Genomic DNA, 25,931 nt, shown 5'->3' with positions numbered 1-25,931 from the left:
TACGTCTGCTTCGGTGTGCCCTCGCCTGCCCGGAATCTCCCTCTTTCGTGAACTGCCTTACGGAGCCTGACAGATGCAGCGTCATCTCATCTCGGCCGCCGACCTCACCCGCGACGACGCCGTCCTGATCCTCGACACCGCCGAGGAGATGGCCCGGGTCGCCGACCGGCCGATCAAGAAACTGCCGACCCTGCGCGGCCGCACGATCGTCAACCTCTTCTTCGAGGACTCCACGCGCACGCGTATCTCCTTCGAGGCAGCGGAGAAGCGCCTGTCCGCGGACGTCATCAACTTCACGGCCAAGGGGTCGAGCGTGTCCAAGGGCGAGTCCCTCAAGGACACCGCCCAGACCCTGGAGGCCATGGGCGTCGACGCCGTCGTCATCCGGCACGGCGCCTCCGGAGCCCCGTACCGGCTCGCCACCTCCGGCTGGATCGACGCCGCCGTGATCAACGCCGGTGACGGCACCCATCAGCACCCCACCCAGGCCCTGTTGGACGCCTTCACCATGCGCCGCCGCCTCATCGGCAGGGACGCCGGCCTCGGCCAGGACCTCTCCGGCAAGCGCATCACGCTCGTCGGCGACGTCCTGCACAGCCGGGTCGCCCGCTCCAACGTCGACCTGCTGCACACCCTCGGCGCCGAGGTCACCCTCGTCGCCCCGCCGACCCTGGTGCCGGTCGGCGTCGAGTCCTGGCCGTGCGAGGTGTCGTACGACCTCGACAGCACGCTCGCCAAGTCCGACGCGGTGATGATGCTGCGCGTGCAGCGCGAGCGGATGAACGCCGCGTTCTTCCCGACCGAGCGCGAGTACTCGCGGCGCTACGGCCTCGACGGCGACCGCATGGCGAAGATGCCCGAGCACGCCATCGTGATGCACCCCGGGCCGATGGTCCGCGGCATGGAGATCACCGCCGAGGTCGCCGACTCCGACCGCTGCACCGTCGTCGAGCAGGTCGCAAACGGAGTCTCCATCCGGATGGCCGTTCTGTACCTGCTGCTGGGTGGCAACGAGCCCGCCGTCAGCCACACCCGTATCGAGGAGAAGTAAGAGACATGAGCAAGATCCTGATCCGTGGTGCGAAGGTGCTCGGCGGCGAGCCGCAGGACGTCCTGATCGACGGTGACGTCATCGCCGAGGTGGGCGCCGGTCTGTCGGACGAGGGCGCCGAGGTCGTCGAGGCCGGCGGCAAGGTCCTCCTCCCGGGCCTGGTCGACCTGCACACCCATCTGCGCGAGCCCGGTCGCGAGGACTCCGAGACGGTCCTGACCGGCACGCGCGCGGCGGCCTCCGGCGGCTACACGGCCGTCTTCGCCATGGCCAACACCTTCCCGGTCGCCGACACCGCCGGGGTCGTCGAGCAGGTCTACCGGCTCGGCCAGGAGCACGGGTACTGCGATGTGCAGCCGATCGGCGCCGTCACCGTGGGCCTGGAGGGCCGCAAGCTCGCCGAGCTGGGGGCCATGCACGAGTCGGCGGCCGGTGTGACCGTGTTCTCCGACGACGGCAAGTGCGTCGACGACGCGGTGATCATGCGCCGGGCGCTGGAGTACGTGAAGGCCTTCGGCGGGGTCGTCGCCCAGCACGCGCAGGAACCGCGGCTGACCGAGGGCGCCCAGATGAACGAGGGCGTCGTCTCGGCCGAGCTCGGCCTCGGCGGCTGGCCCGCCGTGGCCGAAGAATCGATCATCGCCCGGGATGTCCTGCTCGCCGAGCACGTCGGCTCCCGCGTCCACATCTGCCACCTGTCGACCGCCGGCTCCGTCGAGATCGTCCGCTGGGCCAAGTCCCGCGGCATCGACGTCACCGCCGAGGTCACCCCGCACCACCTGCTCCTCACCGACGAACTGGTGCGCACCTACAACCCGGTCTACAAGGTCAACCCGCCGCTGCGCACCGAGCGCGACGTGTTCGCCCTGCGCGAGGCGCTGGCCGACGGCACGATCGACATCGTCGCCACCGACCACGCCCCGCACCCGCACGAGGACAAGGACTGCGAGTGGGCCGCGGCCGCCATGGGGATGGTGGGCCTGGAGACCGCGTTGTCAGTGGTGCAGGAGACCATGGTGGACACCGGGCTCCTCACCTGGGCCGGGGTCGCCGACCGCATGTCCTTCAAGCCCGCCCAGATCGGGCGGGCCACCGGACACGGTCGCCCCGTCTCGGCAGGTGAGCCCGCCAACCTCACGCTCGTCGACACGGAATACCGTGGGGACGTGGACCCCGCGGGCTTCGCCTCGCGCAGCCGGAACACCCCGTACGAGGGGCGTGAGCTGCCGGGCCGTGTGACGCACACGTGGCTCCGGGGCAAGGCCACGCTCGTCGACGGGAAGCTCACGTGACATCTGCAATCCTCCTGGCCACCGGTCTCGCAGCGGAGAAGGAATCAGCCGAGGTCACCGACTGGGCCGCCCGTATCGGGTGGCTCGTCGGACTCGCGCTGTTCGTCGCGCTCATCTACTGGCTGATGCGCGAGGGCTGGAAATGGCGCGGCACGCTCCAGGGCGACCTGCCCGAGCTGCCCACCGCGCCGTCCGAGCCCGGTGCGGCGAAACTGACGATGAGCGGCCGCTACCACGGCTCCACCACCGCCGGGCAGTGGCTCGACCGCATCGTGGCGCACGGCCTCGGCACCCGCAGCCGGGTCGAGCTCACGCTGACGGACGCGGGACTGGACGTCGTACGCCCCGGCGCGGCCGACTTCTTCGTCCCCGCCGCCGCACTGCGCGAGGCCCGGCTCGACAAGGGCATCGCCGGCAAGGTCCTCACCGAGGGCGGACTGCTGGTCGTGACCTGGGAGCACGGCGACCGGCTGCTGGACTCCGGCTTCCGCTCGGACCGCGCGGCCGAGCACAACGAGTGGGTCGACGTCATTAACTCCATGATCAACAAGAAGACGGAAACGGAAGGCGCACGATGACGACCTCCACAAGGGGAGCCTCGAAGGTTCCCGCGGTACTCGTCCTGGAGGACGGCCGGATCTTCCGCGGCCGCGCCTACGGGGCCGTGGGGGAGACCTTCGGCGAGGCCGTGTTCTCCACCGGGATGACCGGCTACCAGGAGACGCTGACCGACCCGTCGTACCACCGCCAGGTCGTCGTGATGACCGCCCCGCACGTCGGCAACACCGGTGTCAACGACGAGGACGCCGAGTCGCAGCGGATCTGGGTCGCCGGCTACGTCGTGCGCGACCCCGCGCGCGTGCCCTCCAACTGGCGCTCGCGCCGCTCCCTGGACGAGGAGCTCACCCGGCAGGGCGTCGTCGGCATCTCCGGCATCGACACGCGCGCGTTGACGCGCCATCTGCGGGAGCGCGGCGCCATGCGCGTCGGCATCTTCTCCGGCAACGCGCTGCCCGACGACGGCACCATGCTCGCCGAGGTCCGCCAGGCCCCCGAGATGAAGGGCGCCAACCTCTCCGCCGAGGTCGCCACCAAGGAGGCGTACGTCGTCCCCGCGATCGGCGAGAAGAAGTTCACCGTCGCCGCCGTCGACCTCGGCATCAAGGGCATGACCCCGCACCGCATGGCCGAGCGCGGCATCGAGGTGCATGTGCTGCCCGCCACGGCGACCGTCGAGGACATCTACGCCGTGAACCCGGACGGCGTGTTCTTCTCCAACGGCCCCGGCGACCCCGCCACCGCCGACCACCCGGTCTCCGTCATGCAGGCGGTCCTGGAGCGCAGGACCCCGCTCTTCGGTATCTGCTTCGGCAACCAGATCCTCGGCCGCTCGCTCGGCTTCGGCACCTACAAGCTGAAGTACGGCCACCGCGGCATCAACCAGCCGGTGCAGGACCGCACCACCGGCAAGGTCGAGGTCACCGCGCACAACCACGGCTTCGCCGTCGACGCCCCGCTCGACAAGGTGTCCGACACCCCCTACGGCCGCGCCGAGGTCTCCCACGTCTGCCTCAACGACAACGTGGTGGAGGGCCTCCAGCTGCTCGACCAGCCGGCCTTCAGCGTCCAGTACCACCCCGAAGCGGCAGCGGGCCCGCACGACGCCGCCTACCTGTTCGACCGCTTCGTATCCCTGATGGAGGGCCAGCGTGCCTAAGCGCACCGATATCCAGTCCGTCCTGGTCATCGGCTCCGGCCCGATCGTCATCGGCCAGGCCGCCGAGTTCGACTACTCCGGCACCCAGGCGTGCCGCATCCTGCGCGCCGAGGGCCTCAGGGTCATCCTGGTCAACTCCAACCCGGCGACGATCATGACCGACCCGGAGATCGCCGACGCCACCTACGTCGAGCCGATCACCCCGGAGTTCGTCGAGAAGATCATCGCCAAGGAGCGCCCCGACGCCCTGCTGCCCACCCTGGGCGGCCAGACGGCCCTCAACACCGCGATCTCGCTGCACGAGGCGGGCACGCTGGAGAAGTACGGCGTCGAGCTCATCGGCGCCAACGTCGAGGCCATCAACAAGGGCGAGGACCGCGACCTCTTCAAGGGCGTCGTCGAAGCCGTGAACGCGAAGATCGGGCACGGCGAGTCCGCCCGCTCGGTCATCTGCCACTCCATGGACGACGTCCTCAAGGGCGTCGAGACGCTCGGCGGCTACCCCGTCGTCGTCCGCCCCTCCTTCACCATGGGCGGCGCCGGTTCCGGCTTCGCCCACGACGAGGAGGAGCTGCGCCGCATCGCGGGCCAGGGCCTCACGCTCTCCCCGACCACCGAGGTGCTCCTGGAGGAGTCCATCCTCGGCTGGAAGGAGTACGAGCTGGAGCTGATGCGCGACAAGAACGACAACGTCGTGGTCGTCTGCTCCATCGAGAACTTCGACCCCATGGGCGTCCACACCGGCGACTCGATCACCGTCGCACCCGCGATGACGCTGACCGACCGCGAGTACCAGCGCCTTCGTGACGTCGGTATCGCGATCATCCGCGAGGTCGGCGTCGACACCGGCGGCTGCAACATCCAGTTCGCGATCGACCCGGTCGACGGCCGGGTGATCGTCATCGAGATGAACCCGCGCGTGTCGCGCTCCTCGGCCCTCGCCTCCAAGGCGACCGGCTTCCCGATCGCCAAGATCGCGGCCAAGCTCGCCGTCGGCTACACCCTCGACGAGATCCCCAACGACATCACGCAGGAGACCCCGGCCTCCTTCGAGCCCACGCTCGACTACGTGGTCGTCAAGGCCCCGCGCTTCGCCTTCGAGAAGTTCCCCCAGGCCGACTCCACGCTGACCACCACCATGAAGTCGGTCGGCGAGGCCATGGCCATCGGCCGCAACTTCACCGAGGCCTTCCAGAAGGCGCTGCGCTCGCTGGAGAAGAAGGGCAGCCAGTTCACCTTCGTCGGCGAGCCCGGCGACAAGGACGCGCTGCTCGCGGAGTCCGTCCGGCCCACCGACGGCCGGATCAACACCGTCATGCAGGCCATCCGCGCGGGCGCCACGCCCGAGGAGATCTTCGAGTACACGAAGATCGACCCCTGGTTCGTCGACCAGCTCTTCCTCATCAAGGAGATCGCCGACGAGCTCGCCGCGGCGCCGAAGCTGGACCCCGAGCTGCTGGCCGAGGCCAAGCGGCACGGCTTCTCCGACCAGCAGATCGGCGAGATCCGCGGCCTGCGCGAGGACGTCGTCCGCGAGGTGCGGCACGCGCTCGGCATCCGCCCGGTCTACAAGACGGTCGACACCTGCGCCGCGGAGTTCGCCGCGAAGACGCCGTACTTCTACTCCTCCTACGACGAGGAGACGGAGGTCGCTCCCCGCGAGAAGCCGGCCGTCATCATCCTCGGCTCCGGCCCCAACCGCATCGGCCAGGGCATCGAGTTCGACTACTCCTGCGTCCACGCCTCCTTCGCGCTGAGCGAGGCCGGGTACGAGACCGTGATGGTCAACTGCAACCCGGAGACCGTCTCCACGGACTACGACACCTCCGACCGCCTGTACTTCGAGCCGCTGACGCTCGAAGACGTGCTGGAGATCGTCCACGCGGAGTCCCTCGCGGGCCCCATCGCCGGTGTCGTCGTCCAACTGGGCGGCCAGACCCCGCTGGGCCTGTCGCAGGCGCTCAAGGACAACGGCGTGCCGATCGTGGGCACCTCGCCGGAGGCCATCCACGCCGCCGAGGACCGCGGCGCCTTCGGCCGCGTGCTCGCCGAGGCCGGCCTCCCGGCCCCCAAGCACGGCACCGCGACCACCTTCGCCGAGGCCAAGGCCATCGCCGACGAGATCGGCTACCCGGTCCTGGTGCGGCCGTCGTACGTCCTCGGCGGACGCGGCATGGAGATCGTCTACGACGAGACCCGCCTCGCCTCCTACATCGCCGAGTCGACCGAGATCAGCCCCTCCCGGCCGGTCCTCGTCGACCGCTTCCTCGACGACGCCATCGAGATCGACGTCGACGCCCTCTACGACGGCGAGGAGCTCTACCTCGGCGGCGTCATGGAGCACATCGAGGAGGCCGGCATCCACTCCGGCGACTCGGCGTGCGCCCTGCCCCCGATCACGCTCGGCGGCTTCGACATCAAGCGCCTGCGGGCCTCGACCGAGGCCATCGCCAAGGGTGTCGGCGTGCGCGGCCTGATCAACATCCAGTTCGCGATGGCCGGTGACATCCTCTACGTCCTGGAGGCCAACCCGCGCGCGTCCCGCACCGTCCCCTTCACCTCGAAGGCGACCGCGGTACCGCTGGCCAAGGCCGCCGCCCGGATCTCGCTCGGCGCGACCGTCGCCGAACTGCGGGCAGAGGGGCTGCTTCCGGCCAACGGCGACGGAGGCGAGCTCCCCTTCGACGCGCCGATCTCCGTCAAGGAGGCCGTCATGCCGTGGTCGCGCTTCCGCGACATCCACGGCCGCGGCGTCGACACCGTCCTCGGCCCGGAGATGCGCTCCACCGGTGAGGTCATGGGCATCGACTCGGTCTTCGGCACGGCGTACGCCAAGTCGCAGGCCGGCGCCTACGGCCCGCTGCCCACCAAGGGCCGCGCGTTCATCTCGGTCGCCAACCGCGACAAGCGCTCGATGATCTTCCCGGCGCGCGAGCTGGTCGCCCACGGCTTCGAGCTGCTCGCCACCTCCGGCACCGCCGAGGTCCTCAAGCGCAACGGCATCAACGCCACGATCGTGCGCAAGCAGTCCGAGGGCACCGGCCCCAACGGCGAGAAGACCATCGTCCAGCTCATCCACGACGGCGAGGTCGACCTCATCGTCAACACCCCGTACGGCACCGGTGGCCGCCTCGACGGCTACGAGATCCGTACGGCGGCCGTGGCACGGTCGGTCCCGTGCCTGACGACGGTCCAGGCGCTCGCCGCCGCCGTCCAGGGCATCGACGCCCTCAACCACGGTGACGTGGGCGTCCGCTCACTGCAGGAACACGCGGAACACCTGACCGCCGCCCGCGACTAGCAGCCCTGAGGGGGACACCGGAGACGGTGTCCCCCTCTTCGTGAGGTCACCTGAGACTTCAAGAGGACACTCGATGTACAAGATCTTCTTCCAGCTCGTCTTCAAGCGCATGGACCCTGAGAAGGCCCACTACCTCGCCTTCCGCTGGATCCGCCTCGCCGTCCGCGTTCCCGTGCTCCGCACCTTCGTCGCCGCCGCCCTCGCCCCCCGCCACGAGGAGCTGCGCACCGAGGCCTTCGGGCTGCGCATGCACGGCCCCTTCGGGCTCGCCGCCGGCTTCGACAAGAACGCCGTCGCCATCGACGGCATGTCGATGCTGGGCTTCGACCACGTGGAGATCGGCACGGTGACGGGGGAGGCCCAGCCCGGCAACCCCAAGCAGCGGCTCTTCCGGCTCGTGAAGGACCGCGCGCTCATCAACCGCATGGGCTTCAACAACGAGGGCTCGCTGGCCGTAGCGGCCCGCCTGGCCTCCCGTACGCCCGTCTTCAACACCGTCGTGGGTGTCAACATCGGCAAGACCAAGGTCGTACCGGAGGCCGAGGCCGCCGCCGACTACGTGAAGTCGACCGAGCGGCTCGCGCCCTACGCCGACTACCTGGTCGTGAACGTGTCGTCGCCGAACACCCCCGGGCTGCGCAATCTTCAGGCCACCGAGGCGCTGCGGCCGCTCCTGAGCGCCGTACGCGAGGCCGCCGACCGTACGGTCACCAGCCGCCGTGTCCCGCTCCTGGTGAAGATCGCGCCCGACCTCGCGGACGAGGACGTCGACGCGGTGGCCGACCTGGCCGTCGAGCTCGGCCTGGACGGGATCATCGCCACGAACACGACCATCGCGCGCGAGGGCCTCGGTCTGACATCCGAACCCTCGCTCGTGAAGGAGACCGGCGGCCTGTCCGGAGCCCCGCTCAAGGCGCGCTCCCTGGAGGTGCTCAGGCGCCTCTACGCGCGCGTGGGCGACCGCATCACCCTCGTGGGCGTCGGCGGCATCGAGGACGCCGAGGACGCCTGGCAGCGCATCCTCGCCGGTGCCACGCTCGTCCAGGGCTACAGCGCGTTCGTCTACCAGGGGCCCTTCTGGGGCCGCACCATCCACAAGGGGCTCGCCGCTCGCCTCCGCACGAGCCCGTACGCCACGCTCGCCGACGCGGTCGGCGCCGACGTAAGGAAGCCGGCATGAGCTCTCTCGCACCCTTCGGCGCGCGCCTTCGGCATGTCATGGACGAGCGCGGCCCGCTGTGCGTCGGCATCGACCCGCACGCCTCCCTGCTCAGCGAATGGGGCCTGAACGACGACGTGGCCGGGCTGGAGCGGTTCAGCCGCACGGTCGTCGAGGCGGTCGCCGACCGGGTCGCCGTCCTCAAGCCGCAGAGCGCGTTCTTCGAGCGCTTCGGGTCGCGCGGTGTCGCCGTCCTGGAGAAGTCGGTCGAGGAGGCGCGGGCGGCCGGTGCGCTGGTCGTCATGGACGCCAAGCGCGGCGACATCGGCTCGACCATGGCCGCGTACGCCGAGGCCTTCCTGCACAAGGACTCCCCGCTGTTCTCCGACGCCCTCACCGTCTCGCCGTACCTCGGCTACGGCTCGCTCTCGCCGGCGGTCGCGCTGGCGCGGGAGAGCGGCGCCGGTCTGTTCGTGCTGGCGCTGACGTCCAACCCCGAGGGCGGCGAGGTCCAGCACGCGATCCGCGCGGACGGCCGCAACGTCGGTGCGACGATGCTGGCGCATCTGGCGGCCGAGAACGCGGGGGAGGAGCCCCTGGGTTCCTTCGGTGCCGTCGTCGGTGCCACGCTGGGCGATCTGTCGTCCTACGACCTGGACATCAACGGTCCGCTCCTCGCGCCCGGCATCGGCGCCCAGGGGGCCACTGCGGCCGATCTTCCCAAGGTGTTCGGCTCCGTGGTGCGCAATGTCGTCCCCAACGTCAGCCGGGGGGTCCTGCGGCACGGTCCCGACGTCGGCGCGCTGCGGGCGGCCGCGGAGCGGTTCGCGGAGGAGACCCGGGCCGCCGTGGCGTGAGGCCGACGTCGCCGTGGTGGGGGACCAAGGTCGCCATGGCGGTCGTATGACGGTCGTCCGAGGCGTTCGAGACGCTCGGTCGAGACCTCCGATGAGTGCTTCCAGGACGACTTGAGGCTGAATACATCCTCAAATCCGGGGCAGTATGCCTGAAATGTCCGGCCTGACGGAGGCTGACCAGGACTTTTCCGCTGTTCTCGCTGACTCTGGCGGAGTTGGCCGCTAGTCTCCGACGCAGAGTGAACGGGCAAGCGTGTTGCTCGTGGCTCCCCAGGTGTGGGGCGACTAGGTTCCTCACCGGTCCGTATCCGACAGTTCAACATCCGAGGTGACGTAGGCGTGGCTCTTCCGCCCCTTACCCCTGAACAGCGCGCAGCCGCGCTCGAAAAGGCCGCCGCGGCTCGCCGGGAGCGGGCCGAGGTCAAGAATCGACTCAAGCACTCCGGCGCCTCTCTCCACGAGGTCATCAAGCAGGGCCAGGAGAACGACGTCATCGGCAAGATGAAGGTCTCCGCCCTGCTCGAGTCGCTGCCCGGCGTGGGCAAGGTCCGCGCCAAGCAGATCATGGAGCGACTGGGCATCTCCGAGAGCCGCCGTGTGCGGGGTCTCGGTTCGAACCAGATCGCTTCTCTGGAGCGTGAGTTCGGCAGCACCGGTTCCTGAGTCCGGCACAGTCCGGACCGGGAGTCCCGGGCACCCCGGGATTGCTGGAATAATCGCTGCATGAGTGAACGTCCGCGGCTGACCGTGCTCTCCGGCCCCTCAGGGGTCGGCAAGAGCACGGTCGTCGCCCATATGCGCAAGGAACACCCCGAGGTCTGGCTCTCGGTGTCGGCGACGACCCGCAAGCCCCGCCCCGGCGAGAAGCACGGTGTCCACTACTTCTTCGTCACCGACGAGGAGATGGACAAGCTGATCGCCAACGGTGAGCTGCTGGAGTGGGCCGAGTTCGCCGGCAATCGCTACGGCACCCCGCGCAACGCGGTGCTGGAGCGGCTGGAGGCGGGCGAGCCGGTTCTCCTGGAGATCGACCTCCAGGGCGCCCGGCAGGTCCGCGAGTCCATGTCCGAGGCTCAGCTGGTGTTCCTGGCCCCGCCCTCCTGGGAGGAGCTGGTGCGCAGGCTCACGGGACGTGGCACCGAGCCGCCGGAGGTGATCGAGCGCCGTCTTGAGGCGGCGAAGGTCGAGCTGGCGGCCGAGCCCGAGTTCGATGTGACCTTGGTCAACACCTCCGTCGAGGACGTGGCGCGTGAGCTGCTAGCCTTGATGGAAGTTGTGTGATCGTGCCTTTCATTGAGGCTTGATCATCCACACTGATTCTTTCCCACCCATCGGAAGGCAGAGCGTGTCCTCTTCCATCACCGCGCCCGAGGGCATCATCAACCCTCCGATCGACGAGCTCCTCGAGGCCACCGACTCGAAGTACAGCCTCGTGATCTACGCGGCCAAGCGTGCTCGCCAGATCAACGCGTACTACTCGCAGCTCGGTGAGGGCCTCCTCGAGTACGTCGGTCCGCTCGTCGACACCCACGTGCACGAGAAGCCGCTCTCGATCGCGCTCCGCGAGATCAACGCGGGTCTGCTGACGTCCGAGGCCGTCGAGGGCCCCGCGCAGTAGTACTTTCATATTGCAGTTGGCTTTTCCACAGGCCCGGCAGCGCGACTGTCGGGCCTGTGGTGTGTCATGGGAGTCGTAGGTTCGAGGGATGGGAGTCCTGGTGGACAAGCCGAGGGTCGTGCTGGGGGTCAGCGGCGGCATCGCCGCGTACAAGGCCTGTGAGCTGCTGCGCAGACTGACGGAATCGGGCCACGACGTACGTGTGGTGCCCACCGCCTCCGCCCTGCACTTCGTCGGCGCCGCCACCTGGTCCGCCCTCTCCGGCAACCCGGTCTCGACCGAGGTGTGGGACGACGTCCACGAGGTGCCGCACGTCCGCATCGGACAGCACGCCGACCTGGTGATCGTCGCCCCGGCCACCGCCGACATGCTCGCGAAGGCCGCCCACGGCCTCGCGGACGACCTGCTCACCAACACGCTCCTGACCGCCCGTTGTCCGGTCGTCTTCGCCCCCGCGATGCACACCGAGATGTGGGAGCACCCGGCCACCCAGGAGAACGTGGCGACGCTGCGCCGCCGGGGCGCGGTCGTGATCGAGCCGGCCGTCGGGCGTCTCACCGGCGTCGACACCGGCAAGGGCCGGCTGCCCGACCCGGGGGAGATCTTCGAGGTCTGCCGCCGCGTCCTGGCCCGGGGCGTCACCGAGCCGGACCTCAAGGGACGGCATGTGGTCGTCAGCGCCGGCGGCACCCGTGAACCCCTCGACCCGGTCCGCTTCCTCGGCAACCGCTCCTCCGGCAAGCAGGGCTACGCCCTCGCCCGCACCGCCGCCGCCCGCGGCGCCCGCGTCACGCTCATCGCCGCGAACACCGGCCTTCCGGACCCGGCAGGCGTGGACGTCGTCCCCGTCGGCACGGCCGTACACCTGCGTGAAGCCGTCCTGAAGGCGGCCGAGGACGCCGACGCGGTCGTCATGGCCGCCGCCGTCGCGGACTTCCGTCCCGAGACATACGCGGCCGGAAAGATCAAGAAGAAGGACGGCCAGGAACCGGAACCCATCGTCCTGGTGCGGAATCCGGACATCCTGGCGGAGATCTCGGCCGACCGGGCCCACCCCGGACAGGTGGTCGTCGGATTCGCCGCCGAGACGGACGACGTGCTGGCCAACGGCCGTACCAAGCTCGCCCGCAAGGGCTGCGACCTACTCGTCGTCAACGAGGTGGGGGAGCGCAAGACTTTCGGGGCGGAAGAGAACGAGGCGGTGGTGCTGGGCGCCGACGGCACCGAGACGCCGGTCCCGCACGGCCCGAAGGAAGCATTGGCCGAAATCGTGTGGGATCTGGTGGCCCGGCGCATGAAGTGAATGTTTCATTCGCTTCACTGCGCTCTGACACCTCGGTAATAGAGGCGTGGCGGGCCTGGCCAAGCCCGCTCGGGATTGGGCAGAATGCCCGTGCCGCAGGTCACAGGGCTCCCGCCTGGCGAGACAGGTGACCCCGTGGCTGAGCACGACCGATAAACTGTTCTCGGACGATGCCGGGCGCAGCCCCCGAGCCCGTCCGCCCATGATCAGCCAGCAGCCGCTGCAACCCCAGGGAGCGTTGTGTCCCGTCGTCTGTTCACCTCGGAGTCTGTGACCGAGGGTCACCCCGACAAGATCGCTGACCAGATCAGCGACACCATTCTCGACGCGCTCCTGCGCGAGGACCCGACCTCCCGGGTCGCGGTCGAGACCCTCATCACGACCGGCCTGGTGCACGTGGCCGGTGAGGTCACCACCAAGGCGTACGCGCCGATCCCCCAGCTCGTGCGGGACAAGATCCTCGCGATCGGCTACGACTCCTCGAAGAAGGGCTTCGACGGCGCCTCCTGCGGCGTCTCGGTGTCCATCGGCTCGCAGTCCCCGGACATCGCGCAGGGTGTCGACACCGCTTACGAGAAGCGGGTCGAGGGCGACGAGGACGAGCTCGACAAGCAGGGCGCCGGCGACCAGGGCCTGATGTTCGGCTACGCGACGGACGAGACGCCGACGCTGATGCCGCTGCCGATCTTCCTGGCCCACCGTCTGTCGAACCGTCTGTCCGAGGTCCGCAAGAACGGCACGATCCCCTACCTGCGCCCCGACGGCAAGACGCAGGTCACCATCGAGTACGACGGCGACAAGGCCGTCCGCCTCGACACGGTCGTGGTCTCCTCGCAGCACGCCTCCGACATCGACCTGGAGTCGCTGCTCGCCCCCGACATCCGCGAGTTCGTCGTGGAGCCGGAGCTGAAGGCGCTGCTCGACGAGGGCATCAAGCTGGAGACCGAGGGCTACCGTCTCCTGGTCAACCCGACCGGCCGCTTCGAGATCGGCGGTCCGATGGGTGACGCGGGTCTGACCGGCCGCAAGATCATCATCGACACGTACGGCGGTATGGCCCGCCACGGTGGCGGCGCTTTCTCCGGCAAGGACCCGTCCAAGGTGGACCGTTCGGCCGCGTACGCGATGCGCTGGGTCGCCAAGAACGTCGTCGCGGCCGGTCTCGCCTCGCGCTGCGAGGTGCAGGTGGCGTACGCGATCGGCAAGGCCGAGCCCGTCGGTCTCTTCGTCGAGACCTTCGGCACCGCCAAGGTCGACGCCGAGAGGATCGAGAAGGCCATCGACGAGGTCTTCGACCTCCGCCCGGCCGCGATCATCCGCGACCTTGACCTGCTCCGCCCGATCTACGCCCAGACCGCCGCGTACGGCCACTTCGGCCGTGAGCTGCCCGACTTCACGTGGGAGCGCACGGACCGGGTGGACGCGCTGCGCAAGGCGGCGGGGCTGTAAGGCCCGGCACCACGGTTCTTCCCGAAGCCCGGCGTCCCTTGGGGGACGCCGGGCTTCGGTGCGTTCGGGCGGCGTCGGATGTCAGTGGGGTTTGGTAAGAATGCAAGCGTGAGCAGCGAGGATGAGCAGGTCGGTGGTGGGGGCGAGGGGGCGCCGCCTGAGCAGCTTGCGTTCATTCGGGAGAGTGTGCGGAAGGCGAAGGTGCCGCGGGCAAAGCCGCGGACCTGGCGGGGGGCCGCGCTGGCCAAGGAGTTGCCCGTCGCGCGGGTGCTCGTGGACAAGGGCGTACTGCATCTTGACCGGTACTTCGACTACGCGGTGCCTGAGGAACTCGACGCCGAGGCGCAGCCCGGGGTGCGCGTCCGGGTGCGGTTCGGGGCCGGGCGCGGACGGGTGCGGGACGGGCGGCGTGAGGGTGGCGGACTGATCGACGGGTTTCTCGTCGAGCGGGTCGCCGAGTCCGACTACGCCGGGCCGTTGGCCGCGCTGGCTCAGGTCGTGTCGCCCGAACCCGTGCTCGGCCAGGAGCTGTTGGGGCTCGCCCGGGCCGTGGCCGATCGGTATGCCGGGAGTCTCGCCGATGTGCTGCAGCTCGCCGTGCCGCCGCGGAGCGCACGGGCCGAGCAGATGGCTTCGGCGGAGCCGCTCCCGCCGCCCGGGGTGCCTGAGGCCGGGTCCTGGAGCCGGTACGAGCGGGGGGCGGGCTTTCTTGAGGCGCTCGCCTCGGGTGGGGCGCCGCGGGCCGTCTGGAACGCGTTGCCCGGGCCCGAGTGGTGTGACGAACTGGCTCGGGCCGTCGCCGCCACACTGGCCTCCGGGCGCGGGGCGCTCGTCGTGGTGCCGGACGGGCGGGCCGTCGCGCGGGTCGATGCCGCGCTGACCGCCTTGCTGGGGGAAGGGCGGCATGCCGTGCTCACCGCCGACGCGGGGCCCGAGAAGCGGTACCGGGAGTGGCTCGCCGTGCGGCGGGGGAGCGTACGGGCCGTGGTGGGGACCCGGGCCGCCATGTTCGCGCCCGTACGGGATCTCGGGCTCGTCGCCATCTGGGACGACGGGGACGACAGCCACAGCGAGCCGCACGCGCCGCAGCCGCACGCCCGTGAGGTGCTGTTGCTGCGGGCCGCCCAGGACAGGTGCGGCTTTCTGCTGGGCGGCTGGAGCTGCACCGTGGAGGCCGCGCAGCTCGTCGAGAGCGGGTGGGCGGCGCCGATCGTCGCCGTGCGCGAGCAGGTGCGGGGTGCCGCGCCGCTCGTACGGACCGTGGGGGACGGGGATCTGGCCAGGGACGGGGCCGCGCGCGCCGCCCGGCTGCCGACCCTTGCCTGGCAGGCCGTCAGGGAGGGGCTGAAGCAGGGGCCGGTGCTCGTGCAGGTCCCGCGGCGTGGGTATGTGCCGCGGATGGCGTGTGCCAACTGCCGGGCGCCCGCGCGGTGTCGGCACTGTTCGGGGCCGTTGGAGGCCCAGGAGGGCGTGGATGCCCTGCGGTGCGGGTGGTGCGGGCGTGAGGACGGTGCCTGGCACTGTCCGGAGTGCGGCGGGTTCCGGCTGCGGGCCCAGGTCGTGGGGGCTCGGCGGACCGCGGAGGAGTTGGGGCGGGCGTTTCCCGCCGTACCGGTGCGGACCTCCGGGCGGGAGCATGTACTGGACACCGTGCCGGGGGCGCCCGCGCTCGTCGTGAGTACGCCGGGGGCCGAGCCGGTGGCCGAGGGCGGCTATGCGGCCGCGCTGTTGCTGGACGGGTGGGCCATGCTCGGGCGGCCCGATCTGCGGGCCGGTGAGGACGCGTTGCGCAGGTGGATCGCCGCGGCGGCGCTCGTGCGGCCGCAGGGGGTGGGGGGCACCGTGGTCGTCGTCGCGGAGCCGACGTTGCGGCCTGTGCAGGCGTTGGTGCGGTGGGATCCCGTGGGGCACGCGGTGCGGGAGCTTTCCGAGCGGGCCGAGTTGGGGTTTCCGCCGGTGTCGCGGATGGCGGCGGTGTCGGGGGTGGGGGAGGCGGTCGCGGCGTTTCTCGGTGCGGTGGAACTGCCGGGGGAGGCGGAGGTGTTGGGGCCGGTGCCGATGGCTGTCACGGGTGCGCAGGGGCCGCGGCGGGTGGGGGCGGCGCCGCCGGGGGAGCGGTGGGAGCGGGTGTTGATTCGGGTGCCGCCGGGGAAGGGGGCGGTGCTGGCGTCCGCGCTGAAGGCTGCGCAGGCCGCACGGATGGCTCGGGGGAGTGGGGAGCCGGTGGTGCGGGTGCGGATCGATCCGCCTGACATCGGGTGACTTGGTTGTCCGGTGCGGGTGCGTTGTGGGCATCCGGCCTTCGGCCGGATGGGTTTCCCACCCGCACCGCCCGTGCTGCTTTCGTTGTCGGGTGCGGGTGGCCCCTGTGGGGGCTGAGCGCCGTCGGCGGCTTGCGGCGGCTTGTGACGGGGCGTGCGCGGGACCGGCCACGCATGCGGCTGCCCTCCCAGGGAGCCCGGGAGGGCAGGGGTCGTGGTGGGGTCAGCCGTTGCGGGGGCCCGGGAAGGCGGTGGGGCGGGCCTCTTCGCGTAGGGCCGGGCTGCCCGCCGTCGGCTGGGTGGGCATGGAGCGGGCCGCGGGGACCGTCGGTACCGCGGGGATACCGGTGTTGACGCTGACCGTGTGGGTGCTCGGCGCCTCGGTGGTGCGCTCGGCCTCGGCGGCCGCCTGGGTCGCGGCGCGGCGGGCGCCGTAGCGACGGTGGACCGCCTGCTTGGTGACCCCGAGCGCGGAGCCCACCGCGTCCCACGAGAAGCCGAGCGAGCGGTCGAAGTCGACCGCGGCCGTCACCAGGGTCTCGACGCTGTCCCGCAGCTCCTGCGCGAGACGGACCGTCGGCGCGGGGGCGCGTCCGTAGACGACGAAGCCCGTGGAGGGGCCGGAGCGGCGCGGGCGGTAGACGTTCCCCAACTGGGCGGTGAGCGTGCGCAGTGCGTCCACCTGCCGGCGGACCCGCTCGATGTCCCGCACCAGCAAGTGCAGGCTGGCCCGAGCCTGGGCGTCGTGGGTTGCGTGGTCGGCCATGAACAAGCCTCTCGAACCGGCGATGAAAAGGATCGGGCCGCTACAGCGGCCCGTTGTGGTCAACTCTTTCTTGACCAACGCTTGGGCGCTCCGCTGGTCACGCAGTGGGGGCGTAGCGGCATATGCGTGCGCCCCGGGAGGGGGGTTCGCGCCTCGATTCCGGCACGGTCCACTCCGTCGGCGGTATTTCTTTCCGTGGTCATAGACTTGTGCGTTGCCCGCACAACCCCCGCCCGAGAGGCCCGAACCCACCCATGAAGCTGGTCTTCGCCGGTACCCCCGAGGTCGCCGTTCCCGCTCTGGACGCTCTGATCGCCTCCGGGCGCCACGAGGTGGCCGCCGTCGTCACGCGGCCCGACGCGCCGGCCGGGCGGGGGCGCCGACTCGTCGCGAGCCCGGTGGCCGAGCGGGCCGTGGAGGCGGGCATCGAGGTGCTGAAGCCCCTCAAGCCGCGGGACCCGGAGTTCCTGGAGCGGCTGCGGGAGATCGCCCCCGACTGCTGCCCCGTCGTCGCCTACGGGGCACTGCTGCCCCGCGTCGCCCTCGACATCCCCGCCCACGGCTGGGTCAACCTGCACTTCTCGCTGCTGCCCGCCTGGCGTGGGGCCGCGCCCGTGCAGCACTCCATCATGGCGGGCGACGAGATCACCGGGGCCTCCACCTTCCTCATCGAGGAGGGCCTCGACTCCGGGCCCGTCTACGGCACCGTCACCGAGGAGATCCGGTACACCGACACCAGCGGCGACCTGCTGACCCGGCTCGCCTTCGCCGGCTCCGGACTGCTCGCGGCGACCATGGACGGCATCGAGGACGGCACCCTGAAGGCCGTACCGCAGCCCGCCGAGGGCATCACCCTCGCTCCGAAGATCACCGTCGAGGACGCGCAGGTCGACTGGGGCACCCCGGCGCTGCGGGTCGACCGGGTCGTACGCGGGTGCACGCCCGCCCCCGGCGCCTGGACGGTCTTCCGCGGCGAGCGGCTCAAGCTCATCCAGGTGGGGCCCGCGCCCGAGCGCACCGACCTCGCCCCGGCACAGCTCGCCGTCGGCAAGAACAGCGTCCACGTGGGCACCGGCTCCCACGGCGTGGAGCTGCTGTGGGTGCAGGCCCAGGGCAAGAAGCCGATGAAGGCCGCCGACTGGGCGCGCGGGGTGCGGATCGGCGACGGCGAGACGCTCGGCGCCTGATCCCTCGGCGGGCAACGCGCGCACAGGTGGGACGTACGCTTGGTGCGTATCCCGTCAACACATCCGGAGCACCTTTTTCGTGAGCGACCAGTCCCGTGGGCCCCGCCCGTCCGGCAAGCCCTACCGTCGGCCCAAGAAGGACCCCGTCCGCTTCCTCGCCTTCGAGGCCCTGCGGGCCGTGGACGAGCGCGACGCGTACGCCAACCTTGTTCTCCCGCCGCTGCTGCGCAAGGCGCGGGAGAAGGGCGACTTCGACGGCCGGGACGCGGCGCTGGCCACCGAGCTCGTCTACGGGACGCTCCGGCGCCAGGGGACGTACGACGCCGTCATCGCCGCCTGTGTCGACCGGCCGCTGCGGGAGGTCGACCCGCCGGTCCTCGACGTGCTGAGCCTCGGGGTCCATCAGCTGCTCGGGACGCGGATTCCCACGCACGCCGCGGTGTCCGCCTCCGTCGAGCTCGCGCGCGTGGTGCTCGGTGACGGGCGGGCCAAGTTCGTGAACGCCGTGCTGCGCAAGGTCGCACAGGACGATCTGGACGGATGGATCGCCCGCGTGGCCCCGCCGTACGAGGACGACCCCGAGGAGCATCTCGCCGTCGTGCACTCGCACCCCCGCTGGGTCGTCTCCGCCCTGTGGGACTCGCTCGGCGGCCCGCGGGCCGGCATCGAGGAGCTGCTGGCGGCGGACAACGAACGGCCCGAGGTGACGCTGGTCGCCCGGCCCGGCCGGGCCGGCACCGACGAGCTGCTGCGGGAGGAGGCCGCCGTCGCCGGGCGCTGGTCGCCGTACGCCGTGCGGCTGGCCGAGGGCGGCGAGCCCGGGGCCATCGAGGCCGTACGGGAGGGCCGTGCGGGCGTGCAGGACGAGGGCAGCCAGCTGGTGGCCCTGGCGCTCGCCAACGCGCCTCTGGAGGGGCCGGACGGGAAGTGGCTCGACGGGTGCGCGGGGCCCGGTGGCAAGGCCGCGCTGCTGGCCGCGCTGGCCGCGGAGCGGGGTGCGGTGTTGCTGGCCTCCGAGAAGCAGCCGCACCGGGCCGGGCTCGTGGCGAAGGCGCTGGACGGGAATCCGGGGCCGTATCAGGTGATCGCCGCGGACGGGCTCAGGCCGCCGTGGCGGTCGGGCAGTTTCGACCGGGTGCTGATGGATGTGCCGTGCACCGGGCTGGGGGCGTTGCGACGGCGGCCGGAAGCGCGGTGGCGGCGGCGGCCGGAGGATCTTGAGGGGTTCGGGTTGTTGCAGCGGGGGCTGCTGAAGACCGCGCTGGACTCCGTCAGGGTGGGCGGGGTTGTGGGGTATGCGACCTGTTCGCCGCACCTTGCCGAGACGCGGGCCGTTGTCGAGGACGTGCTGAAGCAGTGGCCCGATGCGGAGTTGATCGATGCGCGGGCCTTGCTGCCGGGGGTGCCGGCGCTGGGTGAGGGGCCGGATGTGCAGTTGTGGCCGCATGTGCATGGGACCGATGCGATGTATCTGGCGTTGATCCGTCGGACGGGGTGAGGTTCGCCTTTTCGCCGTGGGGGTGCGGACACATCGCGGCTGAAGGCCGTCTGGGGCTGGTCGCGCAGTTCCCCGCGTCCCTAGGGGGTTTGGCTCACCGTTTCTGATTCCGTCACCGCCGGTGCGTTACCGTCCTCCTTCGCCAGCCTGTGGGGCCACCACACCCTCGGGCCCACGTCCAGGAACAGGGCCGTCACCAGTACCGAACGGACGATGAAGGTGTCCAGGAGGACGCCCAGGGCCACCGCGAAGCCGATCTCGGCGAAGGCGACCATGGGGAGGGTGCCGAGGGCGGCGAAGGTGCCGGCCAGGACCAGGCCTGCCGAGGTGATGACGGCGCCTGTCGCCGCGAGGCCGGTGACCACGCCCGGGCGGGTGCCCTGGCGGGCCGCCTCCTCGCGGATGCGGGTGGTCAGGAAGATGTTGTAGTCGATGCCCAGGGCCACCAGGAAGACGAAGACGAAGAGCGGGAAGTCCGTCGTCTCTCCCGCGTAGTCGAACAGATACCTGAACGCGAGCGCGCTGATTCCCAGGGCCGCCGCGAACGACAGGATCACCGTCCCGATCAGCAGCAGCGGAGCGATCAGGGCGCGCAGCAGGGCGCACAGGATCAGCATGACGACGATCAGCACCAGCGGGATGATCAGGATGTTGTCGTGCGTGGTCGCCTTGTCCATGTCGAGCAGGGAGGCCGTACCCCCGCCGACCTGGGCGTCGGCGTCCGGCACCGCGTGGACGGCGTCCCGGACGCGTTCGACGGTCTGCTTCGCCGCCTCGCTGTCGGCCGGGTCGGTCATGGTCGCCTCGAACAGGACCTTGCCTTCGAACGACGGTTTCGTGCCCGGTGGCAGGCCCAGCGACTCGGGGACGACGCCGTCGGTGGCGGCCACGGCCTCGCCCACCTGTTGCGCCTGCGCCTGGTTGCTGATGATGACCAGGGGATCGCCGCTGCCCGCCGGGAAGTAGCGCGCGGAGACCTCCTGGCCGACGATCGAGTCCGGTTTCCCGGTGAACGCGTCCGCGTTGCTGATGCCCTCGGCGCGCAGCTGGATCAGGCCCAGCGAGCAGACCGCGAGGGCCAGTGCGGTGACGGTCCACACCATGCGCGGCCGGCGGGCGATACGGCGGCCCATCCGGGCCCACAGGCCCCGTTCGATGCGGTCGGGGTCGCCGAAGTGCGGGATCGCGGGCCAGAAGATCCAGCGGCCGCAGATCACCAGCAGGGCGGGGAAGAGGCTCATCATCGCCAGCAGGGCCACCGCCACGCCGATCGCCGCGACCGGGCCGAGGCCGCTGGTCGAGTTCATCTCCGCGGCCAGCAGCACCAGCATGCTCAGCACGACGGTCGCGCCGGACGCGATCACGGCCGGGCCCGCGCGGTGCAGGGCCAGCGCCATCGCCTCGTGCCGGTCCTCGTGTCGGTGCAGTTCCTCGCGGTAGCGGGCGACGAGGAGCAGGGCATAGTCCGTCCCCGCGCCGAAGACCAGGACCGTGAGAATGCCCGCGCTCTGGCCGTTGACCGTCAGGCCCGCGTGCTCCGCGAGCAGGTAGATGAGGGCCTGTGCGGTGAACAGGGCGACGATGACCGAGAGCAGGGGGACCAGGAGCAGGGTGGGGCTGCGATAGGTGATCAGCAGCATCACGATGACGACGCCCATCGCGGACAGCAGCAGCGTGGAGTCGATGCCCTCGAAGGCCTCGGAGAAGTCGGCGGAGGTGCCGCCCGGGCCGGTGATGTGCACCGCGAGGCCGTCGCCGCCCTCGCCGACGTCCTCCCGGATGGTGTCGACCGCGGGGGCGATCTCCTCCCAGCCCTTCTCGTCCATCGTGATCGGTACGAGGATCTGGGCCGCGCGCGGATCCGTCTCACGGTCGAAGACCGGGCCGCGGGTCTCCGCGCCGCGGATGCCGTGGTCCCGGAGCTCCTTGATCTGCCGTGCGTCCTCCTCGATCCGCGCCCGGTCCTGGGCGGTCAGACCGTCCGCACGGGCGTAGACGACGACCGCGGGGATCTGCTCGGGCCTGAAGTCCTCGGAGATCTTGAGGACTTGCGTGGACTCGGCGGAGCCGGGCAGCCAGGAGGCGGCGTCGTTGTCCTGGGCGTCGGTGAGTTTCTGGGCGAAGGGCGCGGTCAGGAACAGCGCGACGATCCACAGCGCCAGGACGACCCACTTGGCGCGCCGTCCGCACACCAGATGCCCGATGCCTTGCTTCCCGGTCATGGCCACCCCCGCAGCCCCGAAGCCTCATGGTCGGCCGCCCAATATGGCACGGCTTGCCCCGGCACAACATCCGATGAACGGCTTAGGTCTGGACCGGCGCGAACATTCGTGCCCGGACGTGGCAGAGTTGGGTCATGGCCGCGCAGATCAACCCCAGCATTCTGTCCGCAGACTTCGCCCGCCTCGCGGACGAGGCGAAGGCGGTGGAGGGAGCCGACTGGCTCCACGTCGACGTCATGGACAACCATTTCGTCCCGAACCTCACGCTCGGGGTGCCGGTCGTAGAGTCGCTCGCCCGTGCGACGGACACTCCGCTGGACTGCCATCTGATGATCGAGGCCCCCGATCGGTGGGCGCCCCAGTACGTAGAGGCGGGGGCCGGTTCCGTCACCTTCCACGTCGAGGCCGCCGCCGCTCCGGTCCGGCTCGCCCGGGAGATCCGGGCCAAGGGCGCCCGCGCGTCCATGGCGCTCAGGCCCGCGACGCCCATCGAGCCGTACGAGGATCTGCTCCCCGAGCTCGACATGCTCCTGATCATGACGGTCGAGCCGGGCTTCGGGGGACAGGCGTTTCTCGACATCATGCTCCCGAAGATTCGCCGCACCCGCGAGTTGATCAGCAAGCACGGCCTCGAACTCTGGCTCCAGGTCGACGGCGGAGTCTCGGCCTCCACCATCGAGCAGTGCGCCGACGCGGGCGCCGATGTCTTCGTCGCCGGATCGGCCGTGTACGGCGCGTCCGACCCGGCCGAGGCGGTACGTGCACTGCGCAACCGAGCCGAGGGGGCGACCGCCAAGGCGAGCTGGGCATGCGGCCACTGAGCCACAGGAACGTGAACGGCTCCCATCAGGGCTGATCAAGTCCGCCGGATCTGCAAGGATGAACGGCGAATCCAGAGTGTGAACAGCAGTGAGGAGATGGCCGTGTCGGGTATGTCGGCGGGCCGGTCAGCCATGCGGATGGGACCCGCTGAGCTGGTGCAGGCGGCGGCCATGGCCCGCCGCTTCTACCTCGAGGGAAAGTCGAAGATCCAGATCGCCGAGGAGTTCGGCGTGAGCCGCTTCAAGGTGGCCCGGGTTCTGGAGACCGCCCTCGAGCGGGATCTCGTGCGCATCGAGATCCGTGTGCCCGCCGAGCTGGACGCCGAGCGCTCGGACGCGCTGCGCGCCCGGTACGGCCTGCGGCACGCGGTCGTGGTGGAGTCACCGGCCGAGGCGGAGGACTCGCCCGACCCCGAGAACCTCGGCGAGACGGCCGCCGACCTGCTCGGCGAACTCGTCAACGAGGGCGATGTCCTGGGCCTGGCCTGGGGCCGCTCCACCATTCACATGGCGGCGGCCCTCGACCGGCTGCCACCGTGCACGGTGGTGCAGCTGACGGGCGTGTACGACGCCGGGACCGCCGAGCGCGGTTCGGTGGAGGCGGTACGGCGGGCCGCGCAGGTCTCGGGCGGCGACGCCCACCCGATCTACGCCCCGATGCTGCTGCCGGACGCGGCCACCGCGGCGGCGCTGCGCAACCAGACCGGGATCGCCCGGGCCTTCGAGTACTTCGACAAGGTCACGGTCGCCTGTGTCTCCATCGGCTCCTGGGGGCCTGGCGTCTCCACGGTCTACGACATGCTCAGCGAAGAGGAGCGGGCGCACTACTCGACCCTCGGCGTCGCCGCGGAGACCTCCGCGCACCTCTTCGACGCCGACGGGCGCCGGGTGGGCCGGGACCTGGGCGAGCGGTGCATCACCGTCAAGGCGGACCAGCTCCGCCGTATCCCCGAGGTCGTCGCGATCGCGGGCGGGGCGCGCAAGGCGATGGCCATCGACGCCGTGCTGCGCTCCGGGCTCGTCACCAGCCTGGTGACGGACACCTCGGCGGCCGACGTGCTGCTGACGGCGGGTCAGACGCCGAAGCCGGCGCTGAACCGCGCTGACCCGGACGGCCCCTGACGGAAGGTCACGAGGGGGCGGCCGTGGCAGCGTGTAGGGCATGCTGCTGCGGTTCGTCCCCCGGGTGCTGGTCTTTCTCCTCCTTCCGCTGACGGGGTGTGCGGCCGACGACGGCGGTCCGCAGTGGGCCGCCGGCATGGCCACCGTCCAGGAGTCGCGGCTGCCCGCCCAGGCCCGCGAGACGCTCGACCTCATCGACGCGGGTGGCCCGTTCCCGTACGAGAAGGACGGCAGTGTCTTCGGGAACTTCGAGCGGCGGCTGCCCGCCCACAAGCGCGGTTACTACCACGAATACACCGTCCCCACGCCGGGCTCGCGCGATCGGGGGGCCCGGCGCATTGTCACCGGGCAGGGCGACGAGATCTACTACACCGATGATCACTACGACTCGTTCAGGGCGGTACTGAGATGACGGCGGTCGTGGCCACGCTGGACCTCGACGGGGTCACGGACAAGGCGAGCCTGATGGAGCGCTGTGCCCGGGACCTGCGGCTTCCGGAGTACTTCGGGCGCAACTGGGACGCGCTGGCCGACGTCCTCTCCGACCCGGGACTCTGGCCCGAGGACACGGTCGGGGACAGATTCGTCGTCGTACGGAACTGGGAGCCGTACGCCGAGGCGCGCCCGGACGAGTGGGCGGTCGCCCGTGAGGTGTTCTCGCAGGCCTCCGCGCTCACGGTCACGCTCGCACTCGGAGGATCCTCCTAACGCGCCTCTGACCTGCTTGGACGATCCGTCCGGGCATCGCATTCCGGTGGACATGGGACAATGAAGTACGTGCTCTTCCCCCTGGCTGACCTGTCCGGGGGCCACCTCTGAACGACTGGGATGTGCAGCACGTGCGTTTCCTCAATGACATCCAGCCCGCGTACGACCTGACGTACGACGACGTCTTCATGGTCCCCAGCCGCAGTGCGGTCGGCTCGCGTCAGGGTGTGGACCTCAGCTCCCCGGACGGCACGGGCACCACGATCCCGCTGGTCGTCGCCAACATGACCGCCATCGCCGGGCGCCGTATGGCCGAGACGATGGCCCGGCGCGGCGGCCTGGTCGTCATTCCGCAGGACATCCCGATCGAGGTCGTCACCGACGTCGTGTCCTGGGTGAAGAGCCGCCACCACGTCCTGGACACCCCGATCGTGCTGGCCCCGCACCAGACCGTCGCCGACGCGCTGGCCCTGCTGCCCAAGCGGGCGCACAACGCCGGCGTGGTCGTCGACGAGGACGGCCGGCCCATCGGTGTCGTCACCGACCAGGACCTGACCGGCGTGGACCGCTTCACGCAGCTCGAGGTCGTCATGTCCAAGGACCTGGTGCTGATCGACGCCGACATCGACCCGCGCGAGGCCTTCAACCGCCTGGACGCGGCCAACCGCCGCTACGCCCCCGCCGTGGACAAGGACGGCCGCCTCGCCGGCATCCTCACCCGCAAGGGCGCCCTGCGGGCGACGCTGTACACGCCGGCCGTGGACGCTCAGGGCAAGCTGCGCATCGCCGCCGCCGTCGGTATCAACGGCGATGTCGCGGGCAAGGCCAAGCAGCTGCTCGACGCGGGCGTCGACACGCTCGTCATCGACACGGCGCACGGCCACCAGGAGTCGATGATCAGCGCGATCAAGGTGGTGCGGGCGCTGGACCCGCAGGTGCCGATCGTCGCGGGCAACATCGTGGCCGCCGAGGGTGTGCGCGATCTGATCGAGGCGGGCGCGGACATCATCAAGGTCGGTGTGGGTCCCGGTGCCATGTGCACCACCCGCATGATGACCGGTGTGGGCCGGCCGCAGTTCTCGGCCGTGCTGGAGTGCGCCGCCGAGGCGAAGAAGTACGGCAAGCACGTCTGGGCCGACGGCGGTGTCCGGCACCCGCGCGATGTCGCCATGGCGCTGGCGGCCGGTGCGTCCAACGTGATGGTCGGGTCGTGGTTCGCGGGCACGTACGAGTCCCCGGGCGACCTTCAGCAGGACGCCAACGGGCGGCTCTACAAGGAGTCGTTCGGCATGGCGTCCGCGCGCGCGGTGGCCAACCGTACGTCCGAGGAGTCGGCGTACGACCGGGCCCGCAAGGCGCTGTTCGAGGAGGGCATCTCCACCTCCCGGATGTTCCTCGACCCGGCCCGGCCCGGCGTCGAGGACCTGATCGACTCGATCATCGCGGGCGTCCGCTCCTCCTGCACCTACGCCGGTGCGGGCTCCCTGGAGGAGTTCGCCGAGAAGGCGGTCGTGGGCATCCAGAGCGCGGCCGGCTACGCGGAGGGCAAGCCGCTGCACGCCAGCTGGAGCTGATGGTTGAACCTCCTTGCGCACGGCC

General features: G+C 70.7%; 22 protein-coding genes. 20 read left to right on the top strand and 2 right to left on the bottom strand.

The window, feature by feature from the left end:
* Positions 1 to 73: 73 nt before the first annotated feature.
* The 13 genes from ACFY0U_RS37040 to ACFY0U_RS36980 all read left to right on the top strand — a co-directional run bounded on the left by ACFY0U_RS37040 (position 74) and on the right by ACFY0U_RS36980 (position 16,009).
* Complete coding sequence (locus ACFY0U_RS37040) at positions 74 to 1,051, top strand: aspartate carbamoyltransferase catalytic subunit (protein ID WP_388643446.1); 978 nt, start codon at positions 74 to 76, stop codon at positions 1,049 to 1,051.
* A gap of 5 nt (positions 1,052 to 1,056) precedes the next feature.
* Entirely contained in the window at positions 1,057 to 2,343 is a 1,287-nt protein-coding gene (locus ACFY0U_RS37035; RefSeq protein WP_388643443.1) for a dihydroorotase, read from the top strand.
* Positions 2,340 to 2,921 (top strand): hypothetical protein, encoded by a 582-nt coding sequence (locus tag ACFY0U_RS37030; protein WP_388643440.1) that lies wholly within the window; start codon positions 2,340 to 2,342, stop codon positions 2,919 to 2,921. Before ACFY0U_RS37035 ends, ACFY0U_RS37030 begins: the two co-directional genes overlap by 4 nt.
* Positions 2,918 to 4,060, top strand: a complete 1,143-nt coding sequence (gene carA, locus ACFY0U_RS37025) for a glutamine-hydrolyzing carbamoyl-phosphate synthase small subunit (protein ID WP_388643437.1) — start codon at positions 2,918 to 2,920, stop codon at positions 4,058 to 4,060. Before ACFY0U_RS37030 ends, carA begins: the two co-directional genes overlap by 4 nt.
* Entirely contained in the window at positions 4,053 to 7,361 is a 3,309-nt protein-coding gene (gene carB / locus ACFY0U_RS37020; protein ID WP_388643434.1) for a carbamoyl-phosphate synthase large subunit, read from the top strand. Before carA ends, carB begins: the two co-directional genes overlap by 8 nt.
* A 73-nt stretch (positions 7,362 to 7,434) precedes the next feature.
* Entirely contained in the window at positions 7,435 to 8,541 is a 1,107-nt protein-coding gene (locus ACFY0U_RS37015; protein ID WP_388643431.1) for a quinone-dependent dihydroorotate dehydrogenase, read from the top strand.
* On the top strand, positions 8,538 to 9,377 hold the full coding sequence (gene pyrF / locus ACFY0U_RS37010) for an orotidine-5'-phosphate decarboxylase (protein WP_388643429.1): 840 nt from the start codon (positions 8,538 to 8,540) through the stop codon (positions 9,375 to 9,377). Before ACFY0U_RS37015 ends, pyrF begins: the two co-directional genes overlap by 4 nt.
* A 339-nt stretch (positions 9,378 to 9,716) precedes the next feature.
* A complete protein-coding gene (locus ACFY0U_RS37005; RefSeq protein WP_003977346.1) occupies positions 9,717 to 10,040 on the top strand; it encodes an integration host factor in 324 nt (107 codons plus the stop codon).
* A gap of 60 nt (positions 10,041 to 10,100) precedes the next feature.
* Complete coding sequence (gmk, locus tag ACFY0U_RS37000) at positions 10,101 to 10,658, top strand: guanylate kinase (RefSeq protein ID WP_388643426.1); 558 nt, start codon at positions 10,101 to 10,103, stop codon at positions 10,656 to 10,658.
* Positions 10,659 to 10,722: 64 nt separating this feature from the next.
* The gene (rpoZ, locus tag ACFY0U_RS36995) at positions 10,723 to 10,995 is read left to right on the top strand and encodes a DNA-directed RNA polymerase subunit omega (RefSeq protein ID WP_003982715.1); all 273 of its coding nucleotides are present in this window, start codon (positions 10,723 to 10,725) and stop codon (positions 10,993 to 10,995) included.
* 100 nt (positions 10,996 to 11,095) lie between these two features.
* Positions 11,096 to 12,298, top strand: a complete 1,203-nt coding sequence (gene coaBC / locus ACFY0U_RS36990; protein WP_388643661.1) for a bifunctional phosphopantothenoylcysteine decarboxylase/phosphopantothenate--cysteine ligase CoaBC — start codon at positions 11,096 to 11,098, stop codon at positions 12,296 to 12,298.
* A gap of 240 nt (positions 12,299 to 12,538) precedes the next feature.
* The gene (metK, locus tag ACFY0U_RS36985) at positions 12,539 to 13,747 is read left to right on the top strand and encodes a methionine adenosyltransferase (protein WP_388643423.1); all 1,209 of its coding nucleotides are present in this window, start codon (positions 12,539 to 12,541) and stop codon (positions 13,745 to 13,747) included.
* Positions 13,748 to 13,855: 108 nt separating this feature from the next.
* Positions 13,856 to 16,009: a primosomal protein N' gene (locus tag ACFY0U_RS36980; RefSeq protein WP_388643420.1), complete on the top strand. Its 2,154-nt coding sequence runs from the start codon at positions 13,856 to 13,858 to the stop codon at positions 16,007 to 16,009.
* Positions 16,010 to 16,231: 222 nt separating this feature from the next.
* On the opposite strand, the gene ACFY0U_RS36975 is transcribed toward ACFY0U_RS36980, so the two are convergent.
* Positions 16,232 to 16,774 carry a hypothetical protein gene (locus tag ACFY0U_RS36975; RefSeq protein WP_388643418.1) on the bottom strand — a complete coding sequence of 181 codons (543 nt, stop codon included), beginning with the start codon at positions 16,772 to 16,774 and terminating at the stop codon, positions 16,232 to 16,234.
* A gap of 254 nt (positions 16,775 to 17,028) precedes the next feature.
* Here ACFY0U_RS36975 and fmt point away from each other — a divergent pair, with 254 nt between their 5' ends.
* Positions 17,029 to 17,961, top strand: coding sequence for a methionyl-tRNA formyltransferase (gene fmt / locus ACFY0U_RS36970; RefSeq protein WP_388643416.1), 933 nt, complete (start codon positions 17,029 to 17,031; stop codon positions 17,959 to 17,961).
* A 79-nt stretch (positions 17,962 to 18,040) separates the two neighbouring features.
* On the top strand, positions 18,041 to 19,459 hold the full coding sequence (locus tag ACFY0U_RS36965; protein WP_388643414.1) for an RsmB/NOP family class I SAM-dependent RNA methyltransferase: 1,419 nt from the start codon (positions 18,041 to 18,043) through the stop codon (positions 19,457 to 19,459).
* Positions 19,460 to 19,539: 80 nt separating this feature from the next.
* On the opposite strand, the gene ACFY0U_RS36960 is transcribed toward ACFY0U_RS36965, so the two are convergent.
* A complete protein-coding gene (locus ACFY0U_RS36960) occupies positions 19,540 to 21,681 on the bottom strand; it encodes an MMPL family transporter (protein WP_388643411.1) in 2,142 nt (713 codons plus the stop codon).
* Positions 21,682 to 21,815: 134 nt separating this feature from the next.
* On the opposite strand from ACFY0U_RS36960, the gene rpe reads away from it, so the two are divergent.
* The 5 genes from rpe (at position 21,816) to ACFY0U_RS36935 (ending at position 25,906) form a co-directional block, all read left to right on the top strand.
* Positions 21,816 to 22,502, top strand: a complete 687-nt coding sequence (gene rpe, locus ACFY0U_RS36955) for a ribulose-phosphate 3-epimerase (protein ID WP_388643408.1) — start codon at positions 21,816 to 21,818, stop codon at positions 22,500 to 22,502.
* Positions 22,503 to 22,580: 78 nt separating this feature from the next.
* Entirely contained in the window at positions 22,581 to 23,624 is a 1,044-nt protein-coding gene (locus ACFY0U_RS36950) for a sugar-binding domain-containing protein (protein ID WP_171144130.1), read from the top strand.
* 40 nt (positions 23,625 to 23,664) lie between these two features.
* Positions 23,665 to 24,036, top strand: a complete 372-nt coding sequence (locus ACFY0U_RS36945; protein WP_388643406.1) for a ribonuclease domain-containing protein — start codon at positions 23,665 to 23,667, stop codon at positions 24,034 to 24,036.
* Complete coding sequence (locus tag ACFY0U_RS36940; RefSeq protein ID WP_388643403.1) at positions 24,033 to 24,332, top strand: barstar family protein; 300 nt, start codon at positions 24,033 to 24,035, stop codon at positions 24,330 to 24,332. Before ACFY0U_RS36945 ends, ACFY0U_RS36940 begins: the two co-directional genes overlap by 4 nt.
* 131 nt (positions 24,333 to 24,463) lie before the next feature.
* Positions 24,464 to 25,906 carry a GuaB1 family IMP dehydrogenase-related protein gene (locus ACFY0U_RS36935; protein ID WP_388643400.1) on the top strand — a complete coding sequence of 481 codons (1,443 nt, stop codon included), beginning with the start codon at positions 24,464 to 24,466 and terminating at the stop codon, positions 25,904 to 25,906.
* The last annotated feature ends 25 nt before the right edge of the window (positions 25,907 to 25,931 follow it).

The sequence above is a fragment of the Streptomyces sp. NPDC001536 genome, from assembly GCF_042894505.1.
Lineage (GTDB): Bacteria > Actinomycetota > Actinomycetes > Streptomycetales > Streptomycetaceae > Streptomyces.
The sequence above is the reverse complement of the archived record's forward strand: the minus strand, read 5'-3'. Positions and strand labels throughout refer to the sequence as shown.